A 24,506-nucleotide genomic window follows, 5' to 3' on the forward strand; every position below is an offset into this window, starting at 1 on the left:
AATTACATATAATAGGGAGAGAGACTTATGCTAAATAAACGAAAAAATAAGCATAGATTAGTATTATCACTTATTATTACGGCAATTTTTCTTTTTTCATATCTAAAGCCTACAGCTGTTTCAGCGGAAATTGTGGAGGGTTCGGAAAGAATCTTTTTAAAGATTGAAGATGAAGGGATAAAAAATGGAAATATTGGTTCTGCACCCGCATACACCCAAGTGTTGGAGTATGATGGAAAAATAGGGATTAATTATCGTTTCTTCTATCCTGTAAACGGCCCTCTAGGTGGATCAGCAGGTTATCATGAAGGAGATTGGGAAGGAGTTAAAGTTATTATTGACAAAGAAACGGAAGAAATTATTCAAATTCGTCCTAGTGCTCATGAAAGTGAAACAGGATGGTTAAACCCAAGTGAATTCTCCTTTACGAACGGTAGATTTAACCTCTATTCTGCTAAGTATTCACATGCTAATTATCCTACTGTTGGAACCCATTCAAGATATTTTGAAGGAATTGATTTTCTATTACCAGATGATCATACAAATAAAGGCCCTTTATGGGATATAAAGAATAAAATTGTCCTTCTTTCTAAGTCTGATACTTCAGAAGCTCCATGGATGGACTTTAATGGGTATTGGGGGGCCACTGGATCTGAGATTACGATACCATTTGACCCAGGAGCAATTATTGGTACTGAAAGCCCTAAGTTTGGATTAGGGAAGGGATGGTTTCGAGATGAAACAGGTGCTTCAAGCAGTAGTCAATTAACCGATTTAGTTATAGAAAATAACGATTTAGCAATGTATTATGCCATGCAGTTTGCACCAAATGTATATTTACATGACGAAGACCCCTATGGTCCTTCCTCTGTTGAGGCCTTTCTTGCAGCAAGTTCTTTAAATAAGTATTATTTGTCTACGTATAAATGGACTGGGGATATATTCGAAATAACGGAAGAGCTTATTCCTCATGGTTCTGTTAATATGTGGTCTTTAGTTGGAAAGGATACGCCACCAGTTTATCCGGTAGAAATAAAGAACATAACAAATGATAGCAATAGAATGCAGATAGATTGGGAGTTCATTCAACATTTAGGATCAGCAGATACCTTAACTCTCAAGCGTGAAAAACTATATCCTGATGGAACGTGGAAATATACGAATTATGACGTTACAGGGCAAGTAGATTGGGAGAATGAGTCAGATTGGGATACCGACTATCGTGTGAAACTAATAATAAAAAATGGGGACAATAAAGTTCTATATGAGACACCGTGGAAGCATTACACTATGCCGCCACCTCCAGCTCCAAAAAATGTAACGAGTCGATTATTAGGAGATGAAACGTCTGGTTTCGGCATTCAATTACGTTGGGACGATGTACCCCTTGCCTTACAATCTCACCAATTTGGTATTAATGGCTATGTGATTTATAGGGATGGGGAGGAGATTGGTCGAGTGGCATCTGACCAAACATCCTTCGATGATTTCGACGTGGTGCAAGAGCACACTTATAAATATGAAGTGAAGTCAGAGGGGGTTAACGAAAACCTTTCAACAGATGTCACATCGATTACAGCAGGAATTTATTTTATAGATAATGTATGGTTGACATCCAGCTCTAGAACAGATAATGGGGTATTTTTATATCGATTTACTGACTATCAAGGAGAGTATATCGAATTAGAACCAGGTGAATACCCTTCGCTTGCTAATATTTCTTTAGGAGATGTAACGGCAGACAACCGTCTTTCTTCACTCGTTATTAATAGTGGGTCTTATGAAGGATACCGAGTTACCGTATATGAAGAGGAGGACTTTAAAGGAGCATCTTATTCGTTTAATGTAGATGATAACAGCTTTAAGGATGAAAACCTGAACGATAAGATATCGTCTATTAAAGTGGAAGTGAGGCAAGACTTGACAACACCAACTGTATCACTAGTTAAAAAGGATACTGGTTCTGTTACACTTAATATTGATAGTCCAAATTACAATGATTTGACTTTAGTTCGATACCACATTGAGCGCGATGGAAAAAGTATTGGGTCTGTTAATATAAATGATAATCAGTCTTCCGTCCAATTTGTAGACGATACAGTAGAACCTGGTAAACAGTATTCTTATACAGCGGTTACGGCTTATACTTATGTGGTAAATGAGAATTCAGCTGGCTTTGAATATTCAAATGATAGTAAAGCGTTAAAATTATCTACCTATGAAAGAGTGCAGAATCTATTAAACCAAAATTCTATAAATGATTTTAAGCATTCTAGTTGGAAGAAAAATGGGGTTAGTGTAGGGAATAGTTCTGTATTGGCGCCTGATGGAAGCCTTGCGCAAAAATTAACTCCAGCTACAGTAAATAGTGAAATATCGCAGTATGATATTGATATTAATCAAGAAGGAAACAAGTACGTTTTTGGAGTATGGTTGAAAGCGGATGTACCTCATCAAGCACAAATAAAAATCCAAAATACAAGTAATGTAGAATCTACTGGAGTAAAGGTTGATGTGACATCAGATTGGCAGTACTTTACGGTAACATCTGAAAATGCTTTTACAACGGATGATGGTTTGACTGTCGTTATTTGGCCAGGTGCCTATAACGGGACAACAGATTCTGTATACGCATGGGAACCAGAGTTGATTGAAGAATAAGAGTATGTAATTGACAAAAATCGTAGGTACTGATGTACCTGCGATTTTTTCGTTTGAAAATGAATGAAACAGAGGTAATGACAAATGAAAAAATTCCTTCATGTGTTGATTGGAGTGAAAAATACGTACTCAAAATAAAACATTTAAACAAACGTTTATTTAATAAACATCACGTTGATTTAAACAAACGTTTGATTGAAATCATGTCCTACTTCAGTTCCTACTCGTTTTTCGTAGGACACGTTGGCAACCTATGTGAATACTATACTTGCTTTTCATGAATTCATTTTTTATAGGATAGGGATAAACAAATAAGACAGGGCTAAAGTAATCTGATTTTTTACTTCATTTCACTATATGTAGTGTCCTATAGGACGTGTACCACGCCTTTTATGAACTTGAGAATAGTTTATAAAAAGGGGCTACACGTTGATGAATAAGGATGCTTTTTTACAGGCTTTCGGTCGAGAATTAAGGTTGGTACGTTTGGAAAAAGGATTGACACTAGAAGAGCTAGGAGAAAGAGCGAGGCTAGATGATAAGCATTTAGGTAGAGTTGAGCGAGGTGAGAAGCTTCCTTCTATATTAACTGTATATCAATTGTATTTGGCAACAGGGATGAGCGTGGATACTGTATTTAAACGTTTAAAGGATAACGGGGATATTCAAGACTAGCGATGAATAAAGTTATCTATACTGAAAAAGCATGTTTCAACCATGTTTGCTGTGGTTGAGACATGCTCATTATGCTTATGGAGCTTATTTTAGGAAAGTTGAAACATGCAGTGTAAAGTGACCTACAAAGCGTTCATTACCGTTTTTTTACATATAATAATAGATGGTAATGGGAAATAACTATAATAGGTGCCCAAACAGCTGAGAGAAAGCGGATTGTTTCATTCCACCGATTATTATCGTCAATCATAATCTCATACATTTTCCTAAAAGGAGTGGTAACTTTGGAAAAGGTCTTAAGTAAGTACAAAATTAACAAAAATACAATGGCTATAATGGCAACTGCTCATACAGACTATCAAGCTATGGTCATTGAAACAAATCGTACACTTTTCGTAAAACAAACGCCACTGTCCATCATCAAGACAGCCTGTTTATATGGGGGTTCTTCTTATGAAGGCAGGCGGTCAGCTGTCATTTATTTAACAACTACAAAACAAAAAGTTCCCATTCCTATTAACCCTTTCGCCAATATTTATGCATTCCCAACTTTATCTCCAAATCATCACCAATGTAACTGGATATTCCTTAACCATGTTGAAATGGTTAAAGATGCTCATACTTCAGCACCCTCAAACATTCAATCCATAATCCTTTTCAAACAAGGTCAAAAACTAATGATGAGTGAATCAAGAGCAGTACTAGTAAAACAAATGCAACGGACGGCTTTATGTCTGTTTTATTTTACCCCTCAAAAAGTTTGATAGATACCAATGATGAGATGATCTATTTAACGGTAATGCCTGTTTAAGAGGTAACTCTACCATCGGTTGCAATAATATAGCAGGCTGACTATTCATCACTATAAATCAATTGGACATGTTCATATTGATTTGAAACCTCTTCATTCGTTTTGTTGACTTGGTTTTTCAACGAGCTATCAAAAAAATTCAAGATAAAATCGTGCTGAATTTTTGCTCCTTCACGACCATCTAACTTTCCCGTTATATTGAAATACTTGCTTAACGGTGAATACATATAGATCATAGAAAAGTCTTGATGTCCTGTTTCATTAATTTGATATAAGTCAACCGGACGTTCACTGTTATTTAACAGAAAAAAAAGATGGTCATTATTTAACCCGTGTTCCCATTCATTACTCCTTAAAAATAAAGAGGGAATTTGCAAGCCTGTTTCCAGTTTTCCCTTCTCCACTGGTTCTACCCACGCGTCCATCCCGACAATTGCTTTTATTCGTTTATCATGAATGGCTGTTGAAACAGCCGCTCCTCCACCAGTAGAATGACCAACGATGCCGATATTTTCTAAATCTAATCTATCTGTGAATGTAGCATCCCTTTCCCCTTTGTTCATTCCCTCTAATTCGTTTAAGGAAAGTGATATATCACCTGCAAACGTTGTAACTAGTGTTTGCGCATAGTTTAAAAAGTCAGGTGTTTCTTCTCTATCTGGTAATGCCTCTTCCTTAACATAGGCAATTTCTTTATCGTTAAAAACGGTAACAGCTGAACCGTAGGTATGGTCAATTCCAATTACAACATAGCCGTTACTTGCTAATAGTTCTGCAACATCTGTATGAATGTTGCGAAACCCCGTCCAACCATGGGAAAGAATAACAACGGGATAATGATCTTTTACATCGCTTAAGGGTGCATTACGATAAGAATTAGATTGAACTAATGCCGTGTGACTTAATACAAAGTCAGGAAATCCCATCATTTTTGACACGCCTTCTGCTTGCTTGCGCCCATCTTCTAACCATGGCACTTGCTCGTATCCATCGATCTTTTGAGCAGGGTACCAGACTTGCATTTTAATTTTACGATTTTTAGAAAGGTCGCCACTATAGATTGCTTCTCGTTCAGGATCAATTAAATTAAATGATACTGTTCCAATTTGGTTCTCTCCTGACGGTGTAGGCATTTTGTAAACAGGGAATGCAAAAGAGAGAAGCGTCGATGCAAGAATACCTAAAGCTGATATAATAGCACCCACTCGTTTACGCCTTTTCCTTTCCTTTAGCCACCCGCTCAGTGCACTTATAAACTGAATGATAATAACGAAATAAACAGGATAAAATTGCCACCTAATTCCCTCAATAATACCATGCAAAATAAATAGTCCTAATGAAAATATCGGAATATATTTAACTAGACTTTTCGTTTTGCTCTTATTAAAAAACGAAATAATGAAGGGTAACCCAATAAATAGGATCATGGTAAATTCTAATATTCTTATTTTTATCAGCTCCTTATCTACTTCTTGTCGTTGCTAGTATCATTTATAACACATGGTAGTCTATTTATAAACTCTCCTAGAGTACATTCGCCCCCACTGTACTAATTCTTGAGACAGGGTCTTATAAGTTAAATTAAGAATCATTCTGTTTATTAATTAGGAATGTGATATTTTACCTAAATACAGCAGTCGTTTTTTCTGTATTATTACTAAATAACTAGAGCATAAATGTATTTAATCGCTTTGAATCTATCTAAAGAAGCGGTTACCGTTATTATAAGATATATATGGAACTGTCGAAAGATAATGGAATATGTCTAAATAACTAATATATAATAGATTTAATAGTGTAGGTAATGTGTGGGTACATTACTAAATAAAGGAATGATCTATTTGGATAGTATTGTAGTAACCGGTTATGGTATTAAAGTACCTGGAGCCCTTTCAAAAGAAGAGTTTCGTAGTATCCTACAAAAAGGGACATGTACGCAATCTGTTCTAGAAGGGAAAGGGAAAAAGGGAGCTAGTATCATTGCTGGAGTGATAGATGATGATTTTATTTCTATGAGAGAAAGGAATTATCGGAAATACCCTCGTTCGACACGATTAGCATTAGCTGCTACTAATGATGCAGTTAAAATGGCTAACTTATCATATGACCCGCAAAGAGTGGGTGTCATCATTGGTACTTCAGCTGGAGCAATTCTTGAAATTGAAGAATATTCAAATGTAGGATTAAATTTAAAAAAATTCCCAATACACGGAGTATCACTAGTGGATACTCATACTCTATCTGCAACCGTATCAGAGCATATTGGGGCAAGGGGGCCTACTTTTACGTTAACAACAGGATGTACGTCTAGTATTGATACTATGTTACTAGGTAAGCAATTATTGAGATCAGGCCAAATAGATGCTTGTATAGTGGGGGGAACGGATGCTCCATTAGGTCAGTGGAGTATTAACGGCTTTAGTAAAATAAGATCGCTTGCTTTTAATACGTCAATTCATCAAACGGGAGTTCCATTTTCGGAAGACCACCATGGTCTTGTCCTTTCAGAGGGTGCGGGTATTTGTATATTAGAACGTGAAGAAGATGCAAAAAATCAAAATAAAACGATTTATGGGCATGTTAGAAAAGTTATCTCTAGAAATGAAGGGAAACCGATGCTGAAATTTGATGAAAGTGGTCAAGAAATGCTTTCCGTTTATAAGGATACAGTGAAAGATTATCTTCCTTGCTATGTTAATAGCCAAGCACTAGGGATAGAAACAAATGACCGTATTGAGGCTTTTGTTCATCAAGAAACATTTCAATCAGATGTACCAATCACATCAATAAAGGGGATGATCGGCCATTCCTTTGCAGCAATTGGGGCAATTCAACTCATTTCCGCTCTTATATCGATAGAACATGGGTTCATTCCCCCAACGATTAAAACACGAGGAAAAGGTTTTGAAGAGTTACCCATCGTTCTGGAAACGAAATACCAACCAGTGAAGGTAGTTAGTATTACGACACATGGAAATAGTGGAAATAATGCTTGCTTACTTGTAACAAAATAGGGAGCCTGCTATGTTTTTTCTTTTTTTATTATTCGTTGCCTTTATTCCTTTTTTTCTCGGATTATCCATCCTTGTTATGGTTAAGAGAAGTATGTTTTCAAAGGCGTTATTTCTATTTTTATTGCTTGCATCTTTTTGGCAAATAGATGTGTCTTTATTATATGCAATTCATTATTTTTCAAGAGAAACCATTGATTTTTTATTTCGTTTGTTTCGAATCGGCCCTATTATGCTTACGCCCACATTGTTTTTTATTGCCTACATTATTATTAATGAAGAACCTTCTTTTTTACAAAATAGCAAGTGGCGCTATATTATGAACAAAACGAATGTTATTCTTTTCTATTTATGGGGCATGATTGTCTACATCGTCGGTTGGAGTGATCAAGGAATCTTTACTCTTACCTTAATGGAGCCGGAGGAAGCATATCGATTTTATTTTCCATCATACGGTAGTCTTTCTTGGTTTTTTCATTTCAATGTATTGCTATTCATGATCAGCATCATGGTTTGTTTTATTCTATGTTTTAGAATACCTAATAGTAGCCTACGGTCTTTTTTATTTTATTTTCTCTTTTCAACAACTATTGGATATGGGCTAGGTGTTCTGAATATTTTTCCTAACACAAGGCTTTTGCCTAGTACTATATCCGTTATGGTATTTGCCCTTTCCGTTTTCCTATTGTGTTATAAAATGCACCTAAAAGTTGTCGGAGATATGAATCGTCGACTGGATGAGCAAAAGGATTTTTTAAGTACTGTCATTGATCTAAACCCAAATTATATTTACGCCAAGGATGAAGAGGGGCGCTATTGCCTAGTCAACCGTTCCTACGCAGACCTTTATGGGATGCGAAAGGAAGAGATGATTGGCAAGACAGACTCTGACGTACAAGTGAATAAAGTAAGAGAAAGAGAAAGAGTGACGGTATTAAAAGACAAGGAGGATATCACTAAACGTTTAATACCTGAAGAGGAATTAATAAATCATGAAGGTAACGTAAGGTGGCTTCAAACATCCAAAGTTCCGATAAAAAGGAGGGAATCGACCGTCCTTTTAGGTGTTTCAACCGATATTACGGAAAGAAAGAAGCATGAAGATGAAATTATTTACCAAGCAAATCATGATGTATTAACGGGGTTACCAAATCGTCGCCTTTTTAATGAGCAATTAACTACCTTGCTACAGAAAGCTTCAAGAAAGCATATACCAGCGGCGGTTATGTTTATTGATTTAGATCGATTTAAATACATTAACGATACACTTGGACATGATTTTGGTGATTTGTTGTTAAGGGAAGTTTCAAAGCGTTTAAAACGGTTTTTGACAAATGATAGGTTAATTAACTCACAAGTTTACAGAATTGGTGGCGATGAATTTACCCTTTTAAACTCAAATTGTACTAAACAGGAAGCGATAAGGATTGCTGAGCTTCTTATTCAGCTATTCGAAGAGGGTTTCATTATAGAGGGACAAGAATTTTTTATCACACCAAGTATTGGGGTAAGTATGTATCCTGAGGACGGAAAGGATGCTAAAGCGTTAATGAAAAATGCTGACACCGCTTTGTATCATGTAAAAGAAAGAGGAAAAAATAGTTATCAACTCTTTTCAAATGAAATGAACCAGCATTTTTATCGGAAAATGTTGATAGAAAAAGAACTGCGGAATGCACTTGAGCGAAAGGAGCTTTGTCTAAACTACCAACCTTTGGTCAATGTGAAAACGAACCAAGTCACAGGAATGGAAGCATTACTCCGTTGGAATAATAAAATGCTCGGTGATGTACCTCCAGCAGAATTTATTCCTATTGCTGAAGAGACAGGACTAATTATCCCTATTGGGGAATGGGTCCTTCAAACAGCTTGTAAACAAAATGCTCAATGGCAGTGCATGGGATATTCACCAATGAAGGTGAGCGTGAATATATCCATGCGGCAACTTCTCGATAAATCATTCGTAAAGAAAGCTGCTACTGTTATAGAGCTTTCGACACTGGACCCCGTCTATATCGATTTTGAAGTGACAGAAAGTGTGGCAATGTATGAACCAGGAGTGATTATTAAGAAATTAGTTGATTTAAAATCCATTGGCATTACGCTATCAATGGATGACTTTGGTACAGGATATTCTTCGTTAAGTTATTTAAAGAAATATCCTATTGATACGTTAAAAATAGACCGTTCATTTATTAGAGGTGTTACATCTCATGAAGATAATAAAGCAATTGTAAGGAGCATCATTTCCATGGCTAAGCATCTCCATTTGAACGTAACAGCAGAAGGTGTCGAAGGCAAAGAGGAATACCGCTATTTAAGTAAAGTTAATTGTGATTATGTACAAGGATACGCAATTAGTCGTCCTTTAACGGCGGAAAAATTTGAACATTCCATTCTGAAAAAGGTACGTTAACACCTTATGGAAGAGGTAATTTAAAAAAGTTACCTCTTTTATCGCTTCAAAGGCATCTATTAAAATAATGACTAGGGTGATTGATATTCATTTCTTCTAATAATGCAAGTGATAACTTTCCGTATAGTCGTGAACTTATTTTGTTGACGACGTACGATTTCAGCTACATTGAAGAAGTCTTCCTTTTTTATGTAAGGATATGAGAGCGAATTTCCAGTAAAAAACAATAAGAATTCTATAAACTGTATGATATGTTTAGTAGAGATTTTTAATAGTTTCTTATTGAAAGGTCTTGGTCTTTATGAAACCGTTAATCTCTTTTAGACATACTCTTTTATCCAATTATGAAAAACGATATATTCCTATTAAAGTGAAGTTTTGGTTTAGTCATAGCATTGCCTTTCTATGGATGTGCCTTTCCATTTATTTAGCACTCCCATGGTTAAAGGACTTATCCCAAATTGTGTCATTCCCACTTGCTTTACTTATTATTGGGGGAATATCATATATCCCAGGATATATGAACGCATTTTTAGTGATAAGCTTAATTTTAGATCGCCAGCCTGGCCTTAAGGATGAATGGCCTAAAGATGAGGTGACAATACTGATTGCGGCATATAATGAAGAGGAGACTATTTATCAAACTTTATATTATATAAATAAGCAAGACTATCAAGGTAAAATTAATGTAATCGTTGTAAATAATGGTTCTACAGATAAGACGGTACATGAAGTATTAAAGGCTGCTCATGATTTCAGTCTTCAAATTTCGTTACTTCATGAAGATCAACAGGGAAAATTCCATGCATTAAATTATGCATTGGAATATGTCAAAACGCCTTATACTATCACGATTGATGCCGATACGTTGCTTCATGTGTCATCTCTTCGTTATTTAGTGGCACGTGTCAAATCGAGCCCAGATGATGTTTGTGCGGTCGCTGGTAGTGTTCTAACTAAAAATAGTAGGGAGAACATATGGACAAAAGTTCAAGAATGGGATTATTTTTTAGGAATTTCTTCTATTAAAAGGCTTCAAGGTTTATATCAAGGAACGCTAGTTGCACAAGGTGCTTACAGCCTGTATAAGACGGAATGTATTAAAGAGGTTGGAGGTTGGCCTGATGCAATCGGAGAAGACATCGTATTAACTTGGCGTTTATTGCACAGACGGTGGAAGGTATATTTTGAACCGTTGGCGGTGTCTTTCACAGAAGTACCTAGTACCTTTAAGCATTTTGTCCGACAACGAGCTAGGTGGGCGAGAGGAATGATTGAAGGGTTGAATGAAATTAAACCTTGGGACCAGCCGCAAATATATGTCAAGTACTCAACTGGAATCAATATGGTCATGCCATATTTAGACGTAACTTATAGTTTATGTTGGCTTCCTGGGCTGATATTAGCATTATTTGGATATTATTGGATTGTAGGACCAATGACATTACTAGTGTTGCCATTAACCATTATAAGCTATAGTATTTTGTATTTTTATCAAAGAAATTATGTCTTCAGGCGCCTGCATCTCAGAATACGTAGAAATATTTTAGGCTTTATTTTTTTCATCCTAGGTTATCAAATGGTCATGTCTCCTGTATCAGTATATGGTTATATACAAGAAATATTTAACTTCAAAAGAAACTGGAAATGAGGATTTTTCTTATCTTTCGATTACAAATAATAGATTTTGTAAAGTCTTTATTCGTATTGATTTATAAGGACAAAAGGTTTAATGATAAGTAAGATCATCGTGATGGTTTATGACACCATCTTTTTTTTTCGGTTAAAATAGGTGGGGAAGGGGGGATTATCATGAACTTTTTAATAGCGAGCGATTCTTATAAAGGTTCACTTTCTGCTTTTGAAGTAGGCGAAGCGGCCAGGCAAGGTATTCTTTCAGCTATGCCTACAGCCATCGTAGAAAATTCACCGATGGCTGATGGAGGAGAAGGGACAATCGACGTCATTGCTTTACATCAAAAGACGGTAAGAAGAGAAATTAACGTATTCGATCCACTCATGAATCCTATTGTCACTAGCTATGTTGTGTTCAATCATGAAAAAGAAGAAATCGCCCTTATTGAAAGCGCACGTAGTAGCGGCTTAACCCTAGTCCCCGAGGAAAAACGTAATCCAATGAGTGCTAATTCATTCGGATTAGGTGAGCAAATTAAGGATGCGGTCCTTAGCGGTTATCGAAATATCAAGGTTTTTCTTGGAGGAAGTGCCACAAATGATGGCGGAGTGGGGATGCTACAAGCGCTAGGGTGGAAGTTTTATGACAAGCAAGGAAAAGAAATTGGAAGTTATGGTAATCCTTTGTTAGAAGTCGTGTCGTTTTCAGATGAGGAAAGAATGTCATTAATAGACGAATGTCAGTTTGTTATTGTAAGTGATGTGATGAATCCCTTTTATGGAAAACAAGGGGCGTCATATGTATTTGCAGAGCAAAAAGGGGCAAAAACGGATGAAGTTGTAAAGTTGGAGGCAGCCATGGTAAGACTTGCTGCCCTTTTTAAAGAAACGTATGGTGTCAATTTACAAAAAGTCGCTGGTTCTGGGGCAGCAGGTGGTGTGGGAGGAGCATTACTCTCTGCTTTAAAGGGAGTTTTAAAGCCAGGGGTAGAGATGGTAATGGAGTTGACGAACCTTGAGAAAAAAATAAGGGAAGCAGACGTTATTGTTACAGGTGAAGGAAGTCTTGATGAACAGTCACTTATGGGGAAAGTTCCAATTGGAGTAGCAAAGCTGGCCAAAAAGCACGGAAAAAAGGTCATAGGAATTGCAGGAAGGGTCAACACGGACTTACATAATATTAACCAGTACATAGATGCAGCCTTTTCTATTCAAACGGAGTGTCTTCCTTTGCCTGCTGCTTTGAAAAGAGAGGTGGCAGTAAAGCAAATCGAAACGACGGTTGAACAAGTAGTACGACTGATGAAAACCTCTCATGTAATGAAGGGCGGGTAATTAGCCGTAACCTTTAGAGTACGTATTGATAGAGTGACTTTTAACCCGTATGAACTGTGTAATGGTCTCTGAAAAAATTTGAATTATATTTATTTTTACTGTTTTCTATGTATAGTGTGGTGAAACAAGTCATTTTGGATAATAGAACGTTTTGAATAAACATAAATAAAGCTAATTTACTCTTTTGTCCTCTGAACTATTCTTTTGTACAGTATAGCTACCTAGGAATTAAAGTGAAGGTGCACCTTTTTGAAAGGAATCGAATTGTGCAATGTTTTGAGATTTTGAGTAAACAATATGAGCCTATGATTCATAAAATAATACAAACTCTGTTTATTTATAAAAATAAAGAAGAATTTTATCAAACGGGTTTGATTGCTTTATGGGAAGCGAATGAACGCTTTGATCATCATAAGGGATCCTTCTCTACATTTGCTTATTCCTATATTCGAGGACGATTGTTAACGGAGTTAGCCAATATTCGCAAGAATGAAGAAAGAATGGTCTATCCACGTGAAGAATTTTGGTGTTCTATCAAGGACGAAGCTTCACCACCTTTTATTCAACGAGAGCTCTTACTATCCTATTGCTTTCAGCTCACTGAAAATCAAACAAAATGGGTGCTCTATACGTGCGTCTACATGCTTTCAATTCAAGAGATTGCGAAAATAGAGAATGTGTCAACCTCCGCCGTGAAAAAGTGGAGAAAAGGAGCTACAGATAAAATTAGAGGCTATCTTTCTACAAAGTCAGCATGTGTAAGTAATCTATTCGTTTACTAACCAATATACTAGATAAGATGGTAGGATAATAAAGCCTATAAAGGTCGCTGTAGTACGATTATTGATTTAATAGAAAGAGCAGCATTAAAAGGATGCAAATGAATATTTGCATCCTTTTAAATTCCTCGTGATATTGGGTATAAAAGTTTAAGAATATCTATTGGTTTTCAATTTACATAAATACCCAATGTTGGTATGATAATTACAGAAATATTAATTAATGTTTAAACGGTAGGTCTTCATCCGTCAAATGTATTCCAGTTCCCAGTTCAGAATTGAAAAGAGAGACGTTACTTTCGTCTGCTGTGATAGAAGAACCTCCGATAATATATAATAAACTACCTACAATTACTAACTTTTTCAACATGTTATTTCCTCCTTAGTTTTTTTCGAATTTAGATTATAAAAAAATGATGATTGGAGTTAAAACTTTGGATCAATATCGTGACTTATATATAGGAGATACAATTAAAGAATTAAGGTTTCATTTTGGCATTTCACAAAAAGACTTAGCTTCTGGGATTTGCACACAATCTTTGATTAGCCAAATTGAAAATGAAAGCATTGTTCCTAATTCTATTCTTTTAAAACAAATAGCGTATAAACTGGGGATCTCCTTAGACAGTTTGTTTTTAATGGCAGAGTATCCAAAGTTTAACTTTGTCCAAAATTTCCGTGAGCTAGTGACAAAACACATCGTCAATAATGATTATTTTGATGCGTTAAAGCTACTGAAACTACAAACCAATAAATCTTCCCTGAAAAAAGGGAATATGTATCAATTTGTGTTATGGGCAGAGGGCGTTTGCGTGTACTATGAGCAAAAAAATACTTCCCGCTCGATTCAAATTTTAAATGCTGCATTAAACCTTTCAGATTCTCTTATCTTTTCTTTTCAAGATGCACAGATTCTAAATAGCTTAGCCATTATTCATGCAGAAGAAGGGAAGCTTAAGCAGTCGATAGGTTACTTCGAAAAAATTGTTTCCATCCACGATAAACTCCCTTTCCTTACCTTAAACCCACTGCTAACAAAGGTTTATTATAATCTTGCTAAGGTCCTAACGCTTCAAGAGTTATATGAAAAATCCATTGATTATTGTCATGTAGGGATTTCTCGAAGTTTAAAGGATGAATCCATCTCTAATTTAGGTGAACTCTATTATCAATTAGGCGTCAACCATGAAAAAATGGGTAATGTAAACGAGAGTATAGAATGGTACCAAAAATCTAAAAGTATTCTCGACATGAAGATCCCCAATGATAGAGTCAGCATCGTAAATGAAAAGCTCTCAAAATTGTGTTAACCAAGAAGAGTTTATTTAAAGGCTAAACGAGCATCTCAAGCAATCATCATCTCCTTTCTGATGTAAAGTATACTGCAAGATTTTTAAAATATTTCAGAATATTAACATTTTAATATTGGAAATACTTTTCCATTATTATCTATCAGCTAGGAAAAGATGAATGAGCAATGTTTGTCATTGGCACAATAGCAATACTCTTGCTATGACAAGGACTTAACCTTTTGAAATAAGCCTATAATTGCTAGATGTCCACAATACAAATAAGAAGGAAATTTTTGTGGAAAAATAGCGACGTTAATTAAAATCTATTATCATGTCCATGTTGAGGAGTAGACACGTTCTACAGGACGTCTTTTAGTAAGTTGTGTATAAAAAGGATTAAAATGTATATTGTCATTATGGTATTTTGTACTACCCAAGTGAGTGTGATAAACAGATGAATAAAATGATTTTCCTTGACCACAATGAGACAGAAGGTAATTATGGTCCAAGTTAAATATGAGATATTGTTAGTAGAAAGTTATACAGCCAAATTACAGAGGGAAGCTTGATGAACCCATTCAATTTTAGAAAAAAGTGACTTTAAGTAATCCTCACGTTATAAAATATGCTAAAATAAGATTCGAAAAAACTACATTATATAAGGTAAAAGGAGAATTTTTATGGAGAAAACGCTTATTTTCGGACATAAAAACCCGGATACAGATACGATTACATCTGCAATCGTGTATGCTGATTTAAAATCACAGTTAGGTGCCAACGTAGAACCGATTCGTTTAGGAGATTTAAATGGCGAAACAGACTTTGTGTTGAAGTATTTTCCGGTAGAGATTCCTCGTCTAGTCACAAACGTTTCAGCTGAAGCCAAAACAGTTATTTTAGTGGACCACAATGAAAAACAACAAAGTGCAGATGATATTGATGATGTTCGAGTGCTTGAAGTAATTGATCATCACCGTATTGCAAACTTTGAAACAAGTGATCCGTTATATTATCGTGCAGAACCTGTTGGTTGTACGGCTACTATATTAAATAAACTATATAAAGAAAAAGGTAAAAATATTTCAAAAGAAATGGCTGGGTTAATGGTATCAGCAATTATCTCAGATACATTACTATTAAAATCCCCTACTTGTACAGAAGAAGATGTAGAAGCAGCTAAAGAACTTGCGGTCATTGCAGGAATAGAGTTAGATAAATATGGACTGGAAATGCTAAAAGCCGGTGCCGATATGAGTACGAAAACCGTTGCAGAATTGATTACTTTAGATGCGAAAGAATTTACGATGGGTGATAGTAAAGTAGAGGTTGCTCAAGTCAATGTTGTAGAGGAAAATGACGTCTTAGGTCGTCAGGCCGAACTTGAAGAAGCTTTATCAGCAATAATAGAAGATAAAGGATTGGATTTATTTGTTTTTGTTGTAACGAATATCTTAACAAATGATTCAACTGCCATTGTCTTAGGAAGAAAAGCGGATTCAGTAGAAGAGGCTTTTAACGTACGTTTAGATCATAATAAGGCCTTGCTTAAAGGCGTTGTATCTCGAAAAAAACAAATTGTTCCAGTTTTGACAAGTGCATTAAAGTAGTACATTGTCATTTAAAACATGGAGGCTTTATCTGACAGGATAGCCTCCATGTTTTTTATATTTATTCATGTATGTTGTACAAAGAATTTCCCCAAAAAGATAGTATTACCACACAGCTAAGAGTATCTATTATCTTCTCATACAGTTACTCAAGATTCAGCAATCACATTTAAACGTCCATAGTTGTTTTACGTTTTTCTATTATCGACATTTTTGTGTAGATTACGAATAAAGTTGTATCGGTCACTAAAAAGATACACTGTCTTCCTCCTTTGTAGGAGTTTTTCTAAAGGCGTGATTGATAGTAGTGTTGTTCCATTAAACGCCATTTAATTGAAGACTTGAATTCGAGATAAATAAGAATTTTATCTAGTATATAATAGAACAAGCAATGGACAATTAAGGCTATTTCAATTTGGCAAGGTGTAAACTAAGATTACGGAAATATAACGAAGAATAGATGAGTAGTAATAACAAAGTGATAGGACAGTAAATTCTGGCCGTATATGAAACCCATAAAAGGAGGAATAGTTATGGCATCGTTCGTGTTATTAATAAAAGAATATGAAAATAATGAAGTTGTAGTCTACAGGTTTGGACCTAATGAAGACATTATAGGGAAAATAGAATTAAATAAAATAACAGGGCGCTTATATGAGATAAAACCTATACCAGATCCAAATTTTTCATCTGAGTTTTATTATAAAAGAGCTGCAAGAAGATTGGCGGTAATCTTTTCTAGAGAAGGAGGGGTGTTTCCAGAAAAAACAGCATATCAGTCATAAAATATCACTATCCTCGATTGGCATAAGGAGAAAAGTAGGTGGTCTATCGCAAGTAATATTGGCGAAATTGAAAGTGAATTTGACTTTACTGATAGTAATATAATAGATGTTAAGTGGACAAATAACTTAACCGATTTATCAATAAGAATTGACTACTATTGGGATTTACAAGAAGGTAAGTATACGACAAATGCGGTAGAGAGTATCCATTCTATCTTTCGTAAGGTGACGAAAAAAGGAGCATTTCCAAATGAAAATGCCCTCTTTAAACTCCTCTATTTACGTATTCAAGAATTAGAAAATAAATGGGATGGTGGACATATTCAAAACTGGTCTATCGTAATGACCCAACTTTTAGTCCGCGAACACCTTAAAAATCGAGGCCTAAAATACCTAGAGTAAATTAGGACTTACACACTTTATTTAACAAACCCTTAACGATTAATTTCTTCACAAAATTTTTATAAAAACTCTCCCATTAAAGGAGAGTTCTAGTTAGATAAGGATTTCTGATCGTATCAAGTTCACTCATACCCAAGTTTACATAGTGACTTAAGAATAAGTTATAATTATTCCATTGCGTTCATAATAACGAATTCGGCGTTACAGACTCTAATATCCTCATCCAAAACTGCGCAATCTATAACATTTAAATTCACGACCACTTTAAATAACTCCATTTATATTACGTGTACACTAATATTTTTTCACATCGTATTTTTAAAGCCCTATAGTAATGTCAAATAGACACTAGAATATTCATTCTTCCTCGTTCCGTTTTCATATTTGTCTATATTACAACAAATGGTCCTACTTTAAAATTGATCCAAGACTACTCTTGTCTTAAAAAAATATTTGATCCATTTTCATCTAACCAAGTAACGGATACAGCTACTTCCCTTCCTCGACTGTTCGGAATTTCGGCTATCATCATGAATTGTTCATCTTCAGGTAATTCTAACATAATAGCTCCTTCTTTTGACTTGAGCCTTGGAGATGAAGTTATGTCTAATTCAGAAACAGTCTGAGTCCAACTATTTGAACCGCTTACGTTAGCTTCTTCATTTATTATGTAAATATCTGCAATCAAAGATTTAATTTCTTTATTTTTCTCACCAAAAAATAAGGCATAGGTACCTTTGTTTGTCTCGATTACATGTGATGATGGGTGTGTCATGGAACCAGAACCAGAACCAGAACCAGAACCAGAACCAGAACCAGAACCAGAACCAGAACCACTACTGATAAATTTGTATTTATTATTTTTCCCTTTTTTCATGATGAGAAGAACTACATGGTCTTCATCATATTTTTCTTCGTATGAAAAAAATGCGACCGCCTTATTGCTAGAACCTAGTTTGTGTATTTCATAAATTTTCACTTTTTCATTTCCAGGTAACCAGTTTGAAAATTCATTTTCAATAGTTTCAGAGGTAAGTTCAATAGTATATTCCTTATTAATTTTTTGGTCAGATATAAGTTTAAATCCTACTACACCAATTAGAACAATGGATAAAAGCGATATCAAAAATTTGTTTGGTATTTTATTCATGAGGACTATTCCCTTCTAAAAACAGACATCCCTCTATTATACAGGGGAAATGAAACGAGTCAATTACTATTAAAGCACCCTTTCCGTAGATTCAAAAACAATGACAGGTTTTAATTCAGCGTGGCTTTCCACCTCTTTAAAAAACTTAAAGAAATCACGTAATCCATTGGTATCATGCTTAAATTTGAAGGTCTTTCCGAAAGGTTGCTTTCTCCTGTTGTGACATCCAGGCCAATCACTGGATCCATACGTTATCACATCTCCTTTTGGTAAATTTGTCGGTAGCCCCTGTCTATCTTGTAGTAACTAGCTTCGCTTGTTATGCGGGGTCTCTGCCCCAACCAGCCTCAAACATGTTTCTACAAGTAGGGGGTGGGCAGTATAGTCGACGGGATCAAGTCCCACGGGCGCTCACGTCCTACCCCGACTACCTAAAGAATAACCTATAAAAAATAGGTCAACCAGATATATAATAACTCCGGTTAACCTTATAATACGATCGGGTGCTTTTCTGTGAGGGGAAGCCCCTTTTTTGAATCGGGGATTTCTATTAATTGGTAACGAAGCTATTAATTCAACATTCAATGAGTGAGTTGGATGAAGAGTGAAGAATACTTTATAGAAAGTCAGTATACAGGGAAACACTTTCATGGAGAATGCTGGGAACCAATTTATGAATGTTACATTGAATTGATTGTGGAAGAAAGGAAGGATGGGAGTTGGGATGTGTTCTTAGATGGATTTTTAGATGATTATGAAGATAATCTTCTATTAAATAAATTGGAATACCAAGACACACCAACAGGAATGTTCCTTTTTAATGCAAAAGATCATTATGATGTAAAGTATAAATTGAAAGATTGGGTTGAGAACGTATTAAGTAGAGTGAGGAAAGCAAAGACCAAAGAATTAAAATAACTGTAGCCCTTGATTTAGCGAGAAAATATTTAGAAAGAGAAAACTAATTTGTTATTGGAAATTCCTCTTATACAGACATTTATGATATTTTCGATTCAAGTCATCGGCAAAAGGGCGCAATTCAGAGTATGAGTTGGGCTCTTTTTTTGTGGAAAGGGCCATATTCTTGAAGACTTGAATTTGAGATAATACATAATAATATTGTACTATATGCTAAAATGATAGAAAAATATTATTCGAGATTTTTAGAATGAACCATATGAAACTATTATAGGAGAGTCCCAAAATGAAAAAGAAAATGAACTATTTAATCTTACTTTTCACGATTATCTTTATGGTTGGTTGTACCAACGTAGAAGATGCATCCATTACAGATAAAGAAACAGATCCACAAGAAGTAACCAAAGTTAATACAAATAAGAATAGTGAAAAGGGCGAAGCTACCACTACGGTTGTTGATGAACCAGTAGTAGAGGAAACACCAAGCGAATCAAATGATGACCTGTTCTCAGGATACAAACTTATTGAAGTTGATGGTGGTGATTTGTCTGGGTATCGCGAATCTAACGTCGCTGTTGACATTGGTTATGGGGACCGTGAATATTGGGCATTTACTAATGAATACGGGCAACTGGTACGTATCATTGCAGACGAAATCATTTTACAAGATGGCCGTAACGAGCCTGTATTATCGTCTGGCAGATACTACTCTGATGAGGCAAAGGTTCCTGGTGTCGAAAGTGATGTCTTAGATGAAGGACATATTATTGCTGATTCTCTCGGAGGGGTATCGAACGCTTATAATATTACTCCACAAGATAGTAATCTCAACCGATTTGGTGATCAAGCTTATATGGAAGACGGGATCCGTAGTGCAGGTGGAGCCACTAATTTTGAAGCTATTATTACATATCCGAATACGGAAACACAGATTCCTTCAAGTTATCAGTATACCTATACTTTAATGGGTAACGAAATTGTTGATACATTTGACAATGTGAATCCTGATGAAGTAATCCAATCAGATAGTGAGCCTTCCGATTCAACGAGTTCAAACCCAAACGGTGATATTTCTAGCGTTGATACTAACGGTAATGGACAGGTGACAATTAAAGAAGCAAAAGCAGCTGGTTTCAGTATGCCAATAATGAGTGATCATTGGTTATACCCCTACATGCGAGATAATGATGGAGATGGGATGGTTGGAGAGTAAACTGTAGATTTGAAATAAAGTCACGATGTTTATAAAAAAGATACGACGCTTTACCCTTTGGATATAGATCCAAAGGGATTTTTATAATTAGAGATAGAAAATCTGAACGACAATATAGTTATACCAGAAAAGGGCCAGATTCTTGAAGACTTGAATTCGAGATAAATGCGAAATCTATTTGAATGATGTTGGTGGTTCGTAGTGAAGTTTAGTCTTCTAGTAATTTTACGGGGTTATGGAAAACTGAGGGGAAAGTGCTCAATCCATATTTTGATTTTCATTTCCATTTAGCTTAAGTTCATTTGAAAAAGAACCTTTTAGGCTTAACCGTCATTCCTCCGTTCTGTAAATTTGAAAGAATACGCTATAGAAGAGATTAGTGGTGCAATCACTATTATAAAACTTTCATATATTAATAATGGGACTACCTGAAAAATCCCATTCCTCCTTTCGAAAGTTACGTGGAACGAATACACGTAGCTTTTTTATGTCAATCTAGTTATTTGTACAGGCATTCTTTTTCTATTTACATAAAATAATAGGAGGAAAAATCAAGGAGAAAGGAGATGATCCTGATGGGACAACCTAACTTTCCAGATCCATTTAATGGATTACCTGATTTAGATAAAAACCAAACGCTTTTATTTCTTCTAGCCACCGTAGGACAAGAAGAGCTCGCTCTCGCGCACATTATGAACGCTGAAGGAGAGAAAATTCAAGCAGCTGTTATGGCTTTTGAAGATGATTGCTTAACGATCGAAGATTTGCTTGCAGTGAATGATAACGTAAACGAAACACTTAAACATGTTATTAAAAAGGAAATGTTGCTTCAATTCAAAGTAGAAAACGTGCTTGAATTATTTGAGACAGTAGACGATTGCTAGGAATGAACAGTCAAGACAATATCTAATTAGAAAGGAGGGAGAAAAATGACAATTTTTATTGTACCAGATGACTTTCCTACCGTTCAGGCTGTGATTGATAACGTTGTTCCTCCTATTCTTGTATCGGGAGATTCAATTGAAGTAAGAGCTGGGACATTTCCTTCATTTGTGCTACCGGATGAAGATCAAAATGGAGACCCTCTTGAACGTGTTCGAATCGCTGGTTGTGGAATCGGGAAAACTATCTTTTTTGGAGGAGCAAGTGATGGTGTTGTTATTGATGGGTCACCACAGACTTATTTAAAGGACTTTACCGTACAAAACTATAGTGGTAGCGGTGTCCTCCTTCAGATAGGACCGAACTTAAGTGGTGATAACTGTGTGATTCAAGATATCGAAGCGACATTCAACGGAATTGGATTTGATATTCAAACGAATGATAATACGCTTGTGAATAATTTTGCTACTTTTAATGTAGAAGTGGGTGGCGGTTTTGCAATTATGGGAGAAGATAACTGCTTATTCGAAAATTCAAGTAATGAAAATAGAAGAGGGTATTATGTGACAGGCACAAACAATCAACTGGTAGATAATATCGGGAAACAAAACGCTCAAGATGGGTTTTTATTAATAACGGGTGGAAGTAATACATTAGTTGGAAATTTAGCTCAAAAAAATAACATTGGGATAAATTGTCAAACAGATAATAATTTAATAAAAGAGAACCGATCTTGTAATAATATTAACCATGGTATTATTTTGGTTGGAGACGTAGGTTCTGAACCAAATGGGAATCGTGTTGATGGAAATATTGCTCGAGGAAACGGGTCTCCGTTGGGAGTTCTAATTGATTCAGGAATTTTTGTAATCGATGGTGCAGGTACTGTAAATCCGAATGCGATTACCTTTAATAAATTAAAGTTAAATGAAGACTTCAGCATTTTGGATGAAGCAGGTCTTGCAACGCCAAATATTTATAATGGTAATGTGTGTACAGATAACCCAAGTAGTCCACCTGAAGCGTGTGACCCGGGGATTAATTAATGTCGAAACCTTTTTGTATCTAGCATCATGAAAATTTATTGAAGGGGGGAGGTAAAAAAATTATGGTTTTACGAATTGTACCTACAGTTGCTTTTCCAACGGTTCAGGATGCTATTGACGCATCAAGCTCCGGGGACAGCATCAAAATTTTAACTGGAAAATTTGATGGGTTTGAAGTCACAATTGATAATTTAAAAATCTTCGGTTGTGGAATTGGTCGGACAATTATTGAGGGTGCTCCTGCACAAGGTAGTAATAATGGTGTGGTTGTAAGTGGTGATAGAACGATACTACAAGGATTTACCGTTCAAGGGTTTGAAGATGATGGTATCGAAATATTTTCTGATAACAATGTAGTAAAAAATATTGAATCGAAGTTTAATTTGGGACCAACAGGTAGTGGGTTTGCAATAGTTACAAATAGTAATTTAATTGTTAACTGCATAGCCTCATTTAATAATAGGGGTTTTGACATTACAGGGCAACATAACTGCATCCAGAAAAATAATAGTTTTCAGAATTTAGATAGTGGGTATATCATTTTAAATAGAAATAACATTTTAAATAAAAACCTTGCAAAAAATAATGAAGTCGGTTTTTTGATAATTACAGATTTTAATAATTTATTTACGAATTCTGTTCTTAACAACAAATCTAATGGAATACAATTAACAACTACTGCGGATAACAATAACATTATTGTGAATATATTGTGTAACAACGAAGGAAATGGAATTTTCTTAAACGGATCTCCTGAGCAAAACGTCATCGACTCAAACATTGTCCGTAACAACGGTACTGCAAATACTAATGCAGGAATCCTAATCCAAAATGGGGCATTCGACAACACTATCCGTTTCAATAAAGCAAGAAATAACGTCGAATTTGACATCGAAGCTGAGCCAGGTGCTGAACCACCTAACAATACCTTTGACGGCAACAAATGTGGTAATAGCTCACCTCCTGGACTATGTACCTAAACGAACACCAAGCGTGCAGTTTATTTAATATCGCGCTTTTTTTGATAAAATGCATTGTATTCTAGCTCTTTTCTTTAGTAAACCAAGATTTACTAAAAATAATTCGATGTAAAATTATTATCTGGTTGATTCTTATTTAGTCACATAAATGAAGGAAGAGCTACTTAGCTATGTCAAAAATTATCTCGAATTCTAGTCTTCTACAATTGGGTGCAGTTCAGGAGTAAGAGTATAGATCTTTCTTTGTGGAAAGGGCCATATTCTTGAAGGATTGAATTCGAGATAAAACTAAAATGTACTGTTTTTTCTATACAGAATGTTGGAAAACTAATCAAATACGTTGTGTCATTTTCTAAACTTTAATGATAAATGCTATTCTATAAAGTAAGGTTGAATCGATAAAAAAGAACGATTTGACTCTGTATTAGCCTCATTAGTATTTATTTGAAACGCTACCCACTATCGACCTCCTAACCAATAAAGAAAACATCGATAAGTTTAACCTTGGTCAACGAGTCTCTCCTCAATTTATAGAGTTCTGAAAAAAAGTGAATCAAATAAAAGATAACCCAGAAACAAATTCATTCTTGTTTCTGGGCTACTTAATGTTTACGTAGGTTTTAAAGAGTAGATATTCTTTCTGAATTTAAGTTTACTTGAGGTGTTATAGAAACTTCATTAGACGGTTGTAGAGACTGACCGTCTACCACTGCCCAAATAGTGTAGTAATACGTTACTCCACTTTCTACAGTTAAATCAGTATAAGATAATGTAGTAGGTTCTAACGGATCACTAATGATCAAAGATGATTCTCCTGGTGTAGTGGATCTTCCAACTAGATAATGTGTAGCATCTTCTACCATATCCCATTCCAGTGTCACCTGAGAATCAGATGCGACTACCCTCAC

20 protein-coding genes and 2 pseudogenes are annotated in these 24,506 nt (G+C 35.5%); 17 read left to right on the forward strand and 5 right to left on the reverse strand.

Features of this window, described 5'->3' with window-relative positions; all coding sequences use genetic code 11:
• Positions 1-27: 27 nt before the first annotated feature.
• From WAK64_RS18975 to WAK64_RS18985, 3 genes are all read left to right on the forward strand, one after another.
• The gene (locus tag WAK64_RS18975; RefSeq protein ID WP_336588582.1) at positions 28-2,661 is read left to right on the forward strand and encodes a phage head spike fiber domain-containing protein; all 2,634 of its coding nucleotides are present in this window, start codon (positions 28-30) and stop codon (positions 2,659-2,661) included.
• Between the two features lie 432 nt (positions 2,662-3,093).
• On the forward strand, positions 3,094-3,336 hold the full coding sequence (locus tag WAK64_RS18980; protein WP_336588583.1) for a helix-turn-helix domain-containing protein: 243 nt from the start codon (positions 3,094-3,096) through the stop codon (positions 3,334-3,336).
• A gap of 284 nt (positions 3,337-3,620) precedes the next feature.
• Positions 3,621-4,100 carry a competence protein ComK gene (locus WAK64_RS18985; protein WP_336588584.1) on the forward strand — a complete coding sequence of 160 codons (480 nt, stop codon included), beginning with the start codon at positions 3,621-3,623 and terminating at the stop codon, positions 4,098-4,100.
• An 88-nt stretch (positions 4,101-4,188) separates the two neighbouring features.
• On the opposite strand, the gene WAK64_RS18990 is transcribed toward WAK64_RS18985, so the two are convergent.
• On the reverse strand, positions 4,189-5,469 hold the full coding sequence (locus WAK64_RS18990; RefSeq protein ID WP_336588585.1) for an alpha/beta hydrolase: 1,281 nt from the start codon (positions 5,467-5,469) through the stop codon (positions 4,189-4,191).
• A 486-nt stretch (positions 5,470-5,955) separates the two neighbouring features.
• On the opposite strand from WAK64_RS18990, the gene WAK64_RS18995 reads away from it, so the two are divergent.
• The 5 genes from WAK64_RS18995 to WAK64_RS19015 all read left to right on the forward strand — a co-directional run bounded on the left by WAK64_RS18995 (position 5,956) and on the right by WAK64_RS19015 (position 13,326).
• A complete protein-coding gene (locus tag WAK64_RS18995; protein ID WP_336588586.1) occupies positions 5,956-7,161 on the forward strand; it encodes a beta-ketoacyl synthase N-terminal-like domain-containing protein in 1,206 nt (401 codons plus the stop codon).
• A 10-nt stretch (positions 7,162-7,171) separates the two neighbouring features.
• Entirely contained in the window at positions 7,172-9,574 is a 2,403-nt protein-coding gene (locus WAK64_RS19000; RefSeq protein WP_336588587.1) for a sensor domain-containing protein, read from the forward strand.
• 301 nt (positions 9,575-9,875) lie between these two features.
• Entirely contained in the window at positions 9,876-11,225 is a 1,350-nt protein-coding gene (locus tag WAK64_RS19005; protein WP_336588588.1) for a glycosyltransferase family 2 protein, read from the forward strand.
• A 161-nt stretch (positions 11,226-11,386) separates the two neighbouring features.
• Positions 11,387-12,544 carry a glycerate kinase family protein gene (locus WAK64_RS19010; RefSeq protein ID WP_336588589.1) on the forward strand — a complete coding sequence of 386 codons (1,158 nt, stop codon included), beginning with the start codon at positions 11,387-11,389 and terminating at the stop codon, positions 12,542-12,544.
• Positions 12,545-12,810: 266 nt separating this feature from the next.
• Entirely contained in the window at positions 12,811-13,326 is a 516-nt protein-coding gene (locus WAK64_RS19015) for a sigma-70 family RNA polymerase sigma factor (protein ID WP_336588590.1), read from the forward strand.
• Positions 13,327-13,543: 217 nt separating this feature from the next.
• Here WAK64_RS19015 and WAK64_RS19020 read toward each other — a convergent pair whose 3' ends face one another.
• Positions 13,544-13,693, reverse strand: coding sequence for a hypothetical protein (locus WAK64_RS19020; protein WP_336588591.1), 150 nt, complete (start codon positions 13,691-13,693; stop codon positions 13,544-13,546).
• Positions 13,694-13,757: 64 nt separating this feature from the next.
• On the opposite strand from WAK64_RS19020, the gene WAK64_RS19025 reads away from it, so the two are divergent.
• The 4 genes and pseudogenes from WAK64_RS19025 to WAK64_RS19040 form a co-directional block, all read left to right on the forward strand.
• A complete protein-coding gene (locus tag WAK64_RS19025) occupies positions 13,758-14,633 on the forward strand; it encodes a helix-turn-helix domain-containing protein (protein WP_336588592.1) in 876 nt (291 codons plus the stop codon).
• A gap of 662 nt (positions 14,634-15,295) precedes the next feature.
• Positions 15,296-16,222, forward strand: a complete 927-nt coding sequence (locus tag WAK64_RS19030) for a manganese-dependent inorganic pyrophosphatase (RefSeq protein ID WP_336588593.1) — start codon at positions 15,296-15,298, stop codon at positions 16,220-16,222.
• Positions 16,223-16,755: 533 nt separating this feature from the next.
• Positions 16,756-17,007, forward strand: a complete 252-nt coding sequence (locus WAK64_RS19035) for a hypothetical protein (protein WP_336588594.1) — start codon at positions 16,756-16,758, stop codon at positions 17,005-17,007.
• A gap of 102 nt (positions 17,008-17,109) precedes the next feature.
• Positions 17,110-17,409 (forward strand): annotated as a pseudogene (locus WAK64_RS19040) (transposase); the annotation flags it as partial.
• A 430-nt stretch (positions 17,410-17,839) separates the two neighbouring features.
• On the opposite strand, the gene WAK64_RS19045 reads toward WAK64_RS19040, so the two are convergent.
• Positions 17,840-18,559: a hypothetical protein gene (locus WAK64_RS19045; RefSeq protein WP_336588595.1), complete on the reverse strand. Its 720-nt coding sequence runs from the start codon at positions 18,557-18,559 to the stop codon at positions 17,840-17,842.
• A gap of 110 nt (positions 18,560-18,669) precedes the next feature.
• Positions 18,670-18,807, reverse strand: coding sequence for a hypothetical protein (locus tag WAK64_RS19050; protein ID WP_336588596.1), 138 nt, complete (start codon positions 18,805-18,807; stop codon positions 18,670-18,672).
• 349 nt (positions 18,808-19,156) lie between these two features.
• Between WAK64_RS19050 and WAK64_RS19055 the strand changes: the two genes are divergently transcribed.
• From WAK64_RS19055 to WAK64_RS19075, 5 genes are all read left to right on the forward strand, one after another.
• Positions 19,157-19,477: a hypothetical protein gene (locus WAK64_RS19055; protein ID WP_336588597.1), complete on the forward strand. Its 321-nt coding sequence runs from the start codon at positions 19,157-19,159 to the stop codon at positions 19,475-19,477.
• Between the two features lie 286 nt (positions 19,478-19,763).
• Positions 19,764-20,690 (forward strand): DNA/RNA non-specific endonuclease, encoded by a 927-nt coding sequence (locus tag WAK64_RS19060; RefSeq protein ID WP_336588598.1) that lies wholly within the window; start codon positions 19,764-19,766, stop codon positions 20,688-20,690.
• A 575-nt stretch (positions 20,691-21,265) separates the two neighbouring features.
• A complete protein-coding gene (locus WAK64_RS19065; protein WP_336588599.1) occupies positions 21,266-21,574 on the forward strand; it encodes an alpha-helical endospore appendage domain-containing protein in 309 nt (102 codons plus the stop codon).
• A gap of 45 nt (positions 21,575-21,619) precedes the next feature.
• The gene (locus WAK64_RS19070; RefSeq protein ID WP_336588600.1) at positions 21,620-22,618 is read left to right on the forward strand and encodes a NosD domain-containing protein; all 999 of its coding nucleotides are present in this window, start codon (positions 21,620-21,622) and stop codon (positions 22,616-22,618) included.
• A gap of 62 nt (positions 22,619-22,680) precedes the next feature.
• Positions 22,681-23,598, forward strand: a complete 918-nt coding sequence (locus WAK64_RS19075) for a NosD domain-containing protein (RefSeq protein ID WP_336588601.1) — start codon at positions 22,681-22,683, stop codon at positions 23,596-23,598.
• Between the two features lie 620 nt (positions 23,599-24,218).
• On the opposite strand, the pseudogene WAK64_RS19080 reads toward WAK64_RS19075, so the two are convergent.
• Positions 24,219-24,506 (reverse strand): annotated as a pseudogene (locus WAK64_RS19080) (hypothetical protein); the annotation flags it as partial.

Source organism: Bacillus spongiae, assembly GCF_037120725.1.
Classification (GTDB): Bacteria; Bacillota; Bacilli; order Bacillales; family Bacillaceae_K; genus Bacillus_CI; species Bacillus_CI spongiae.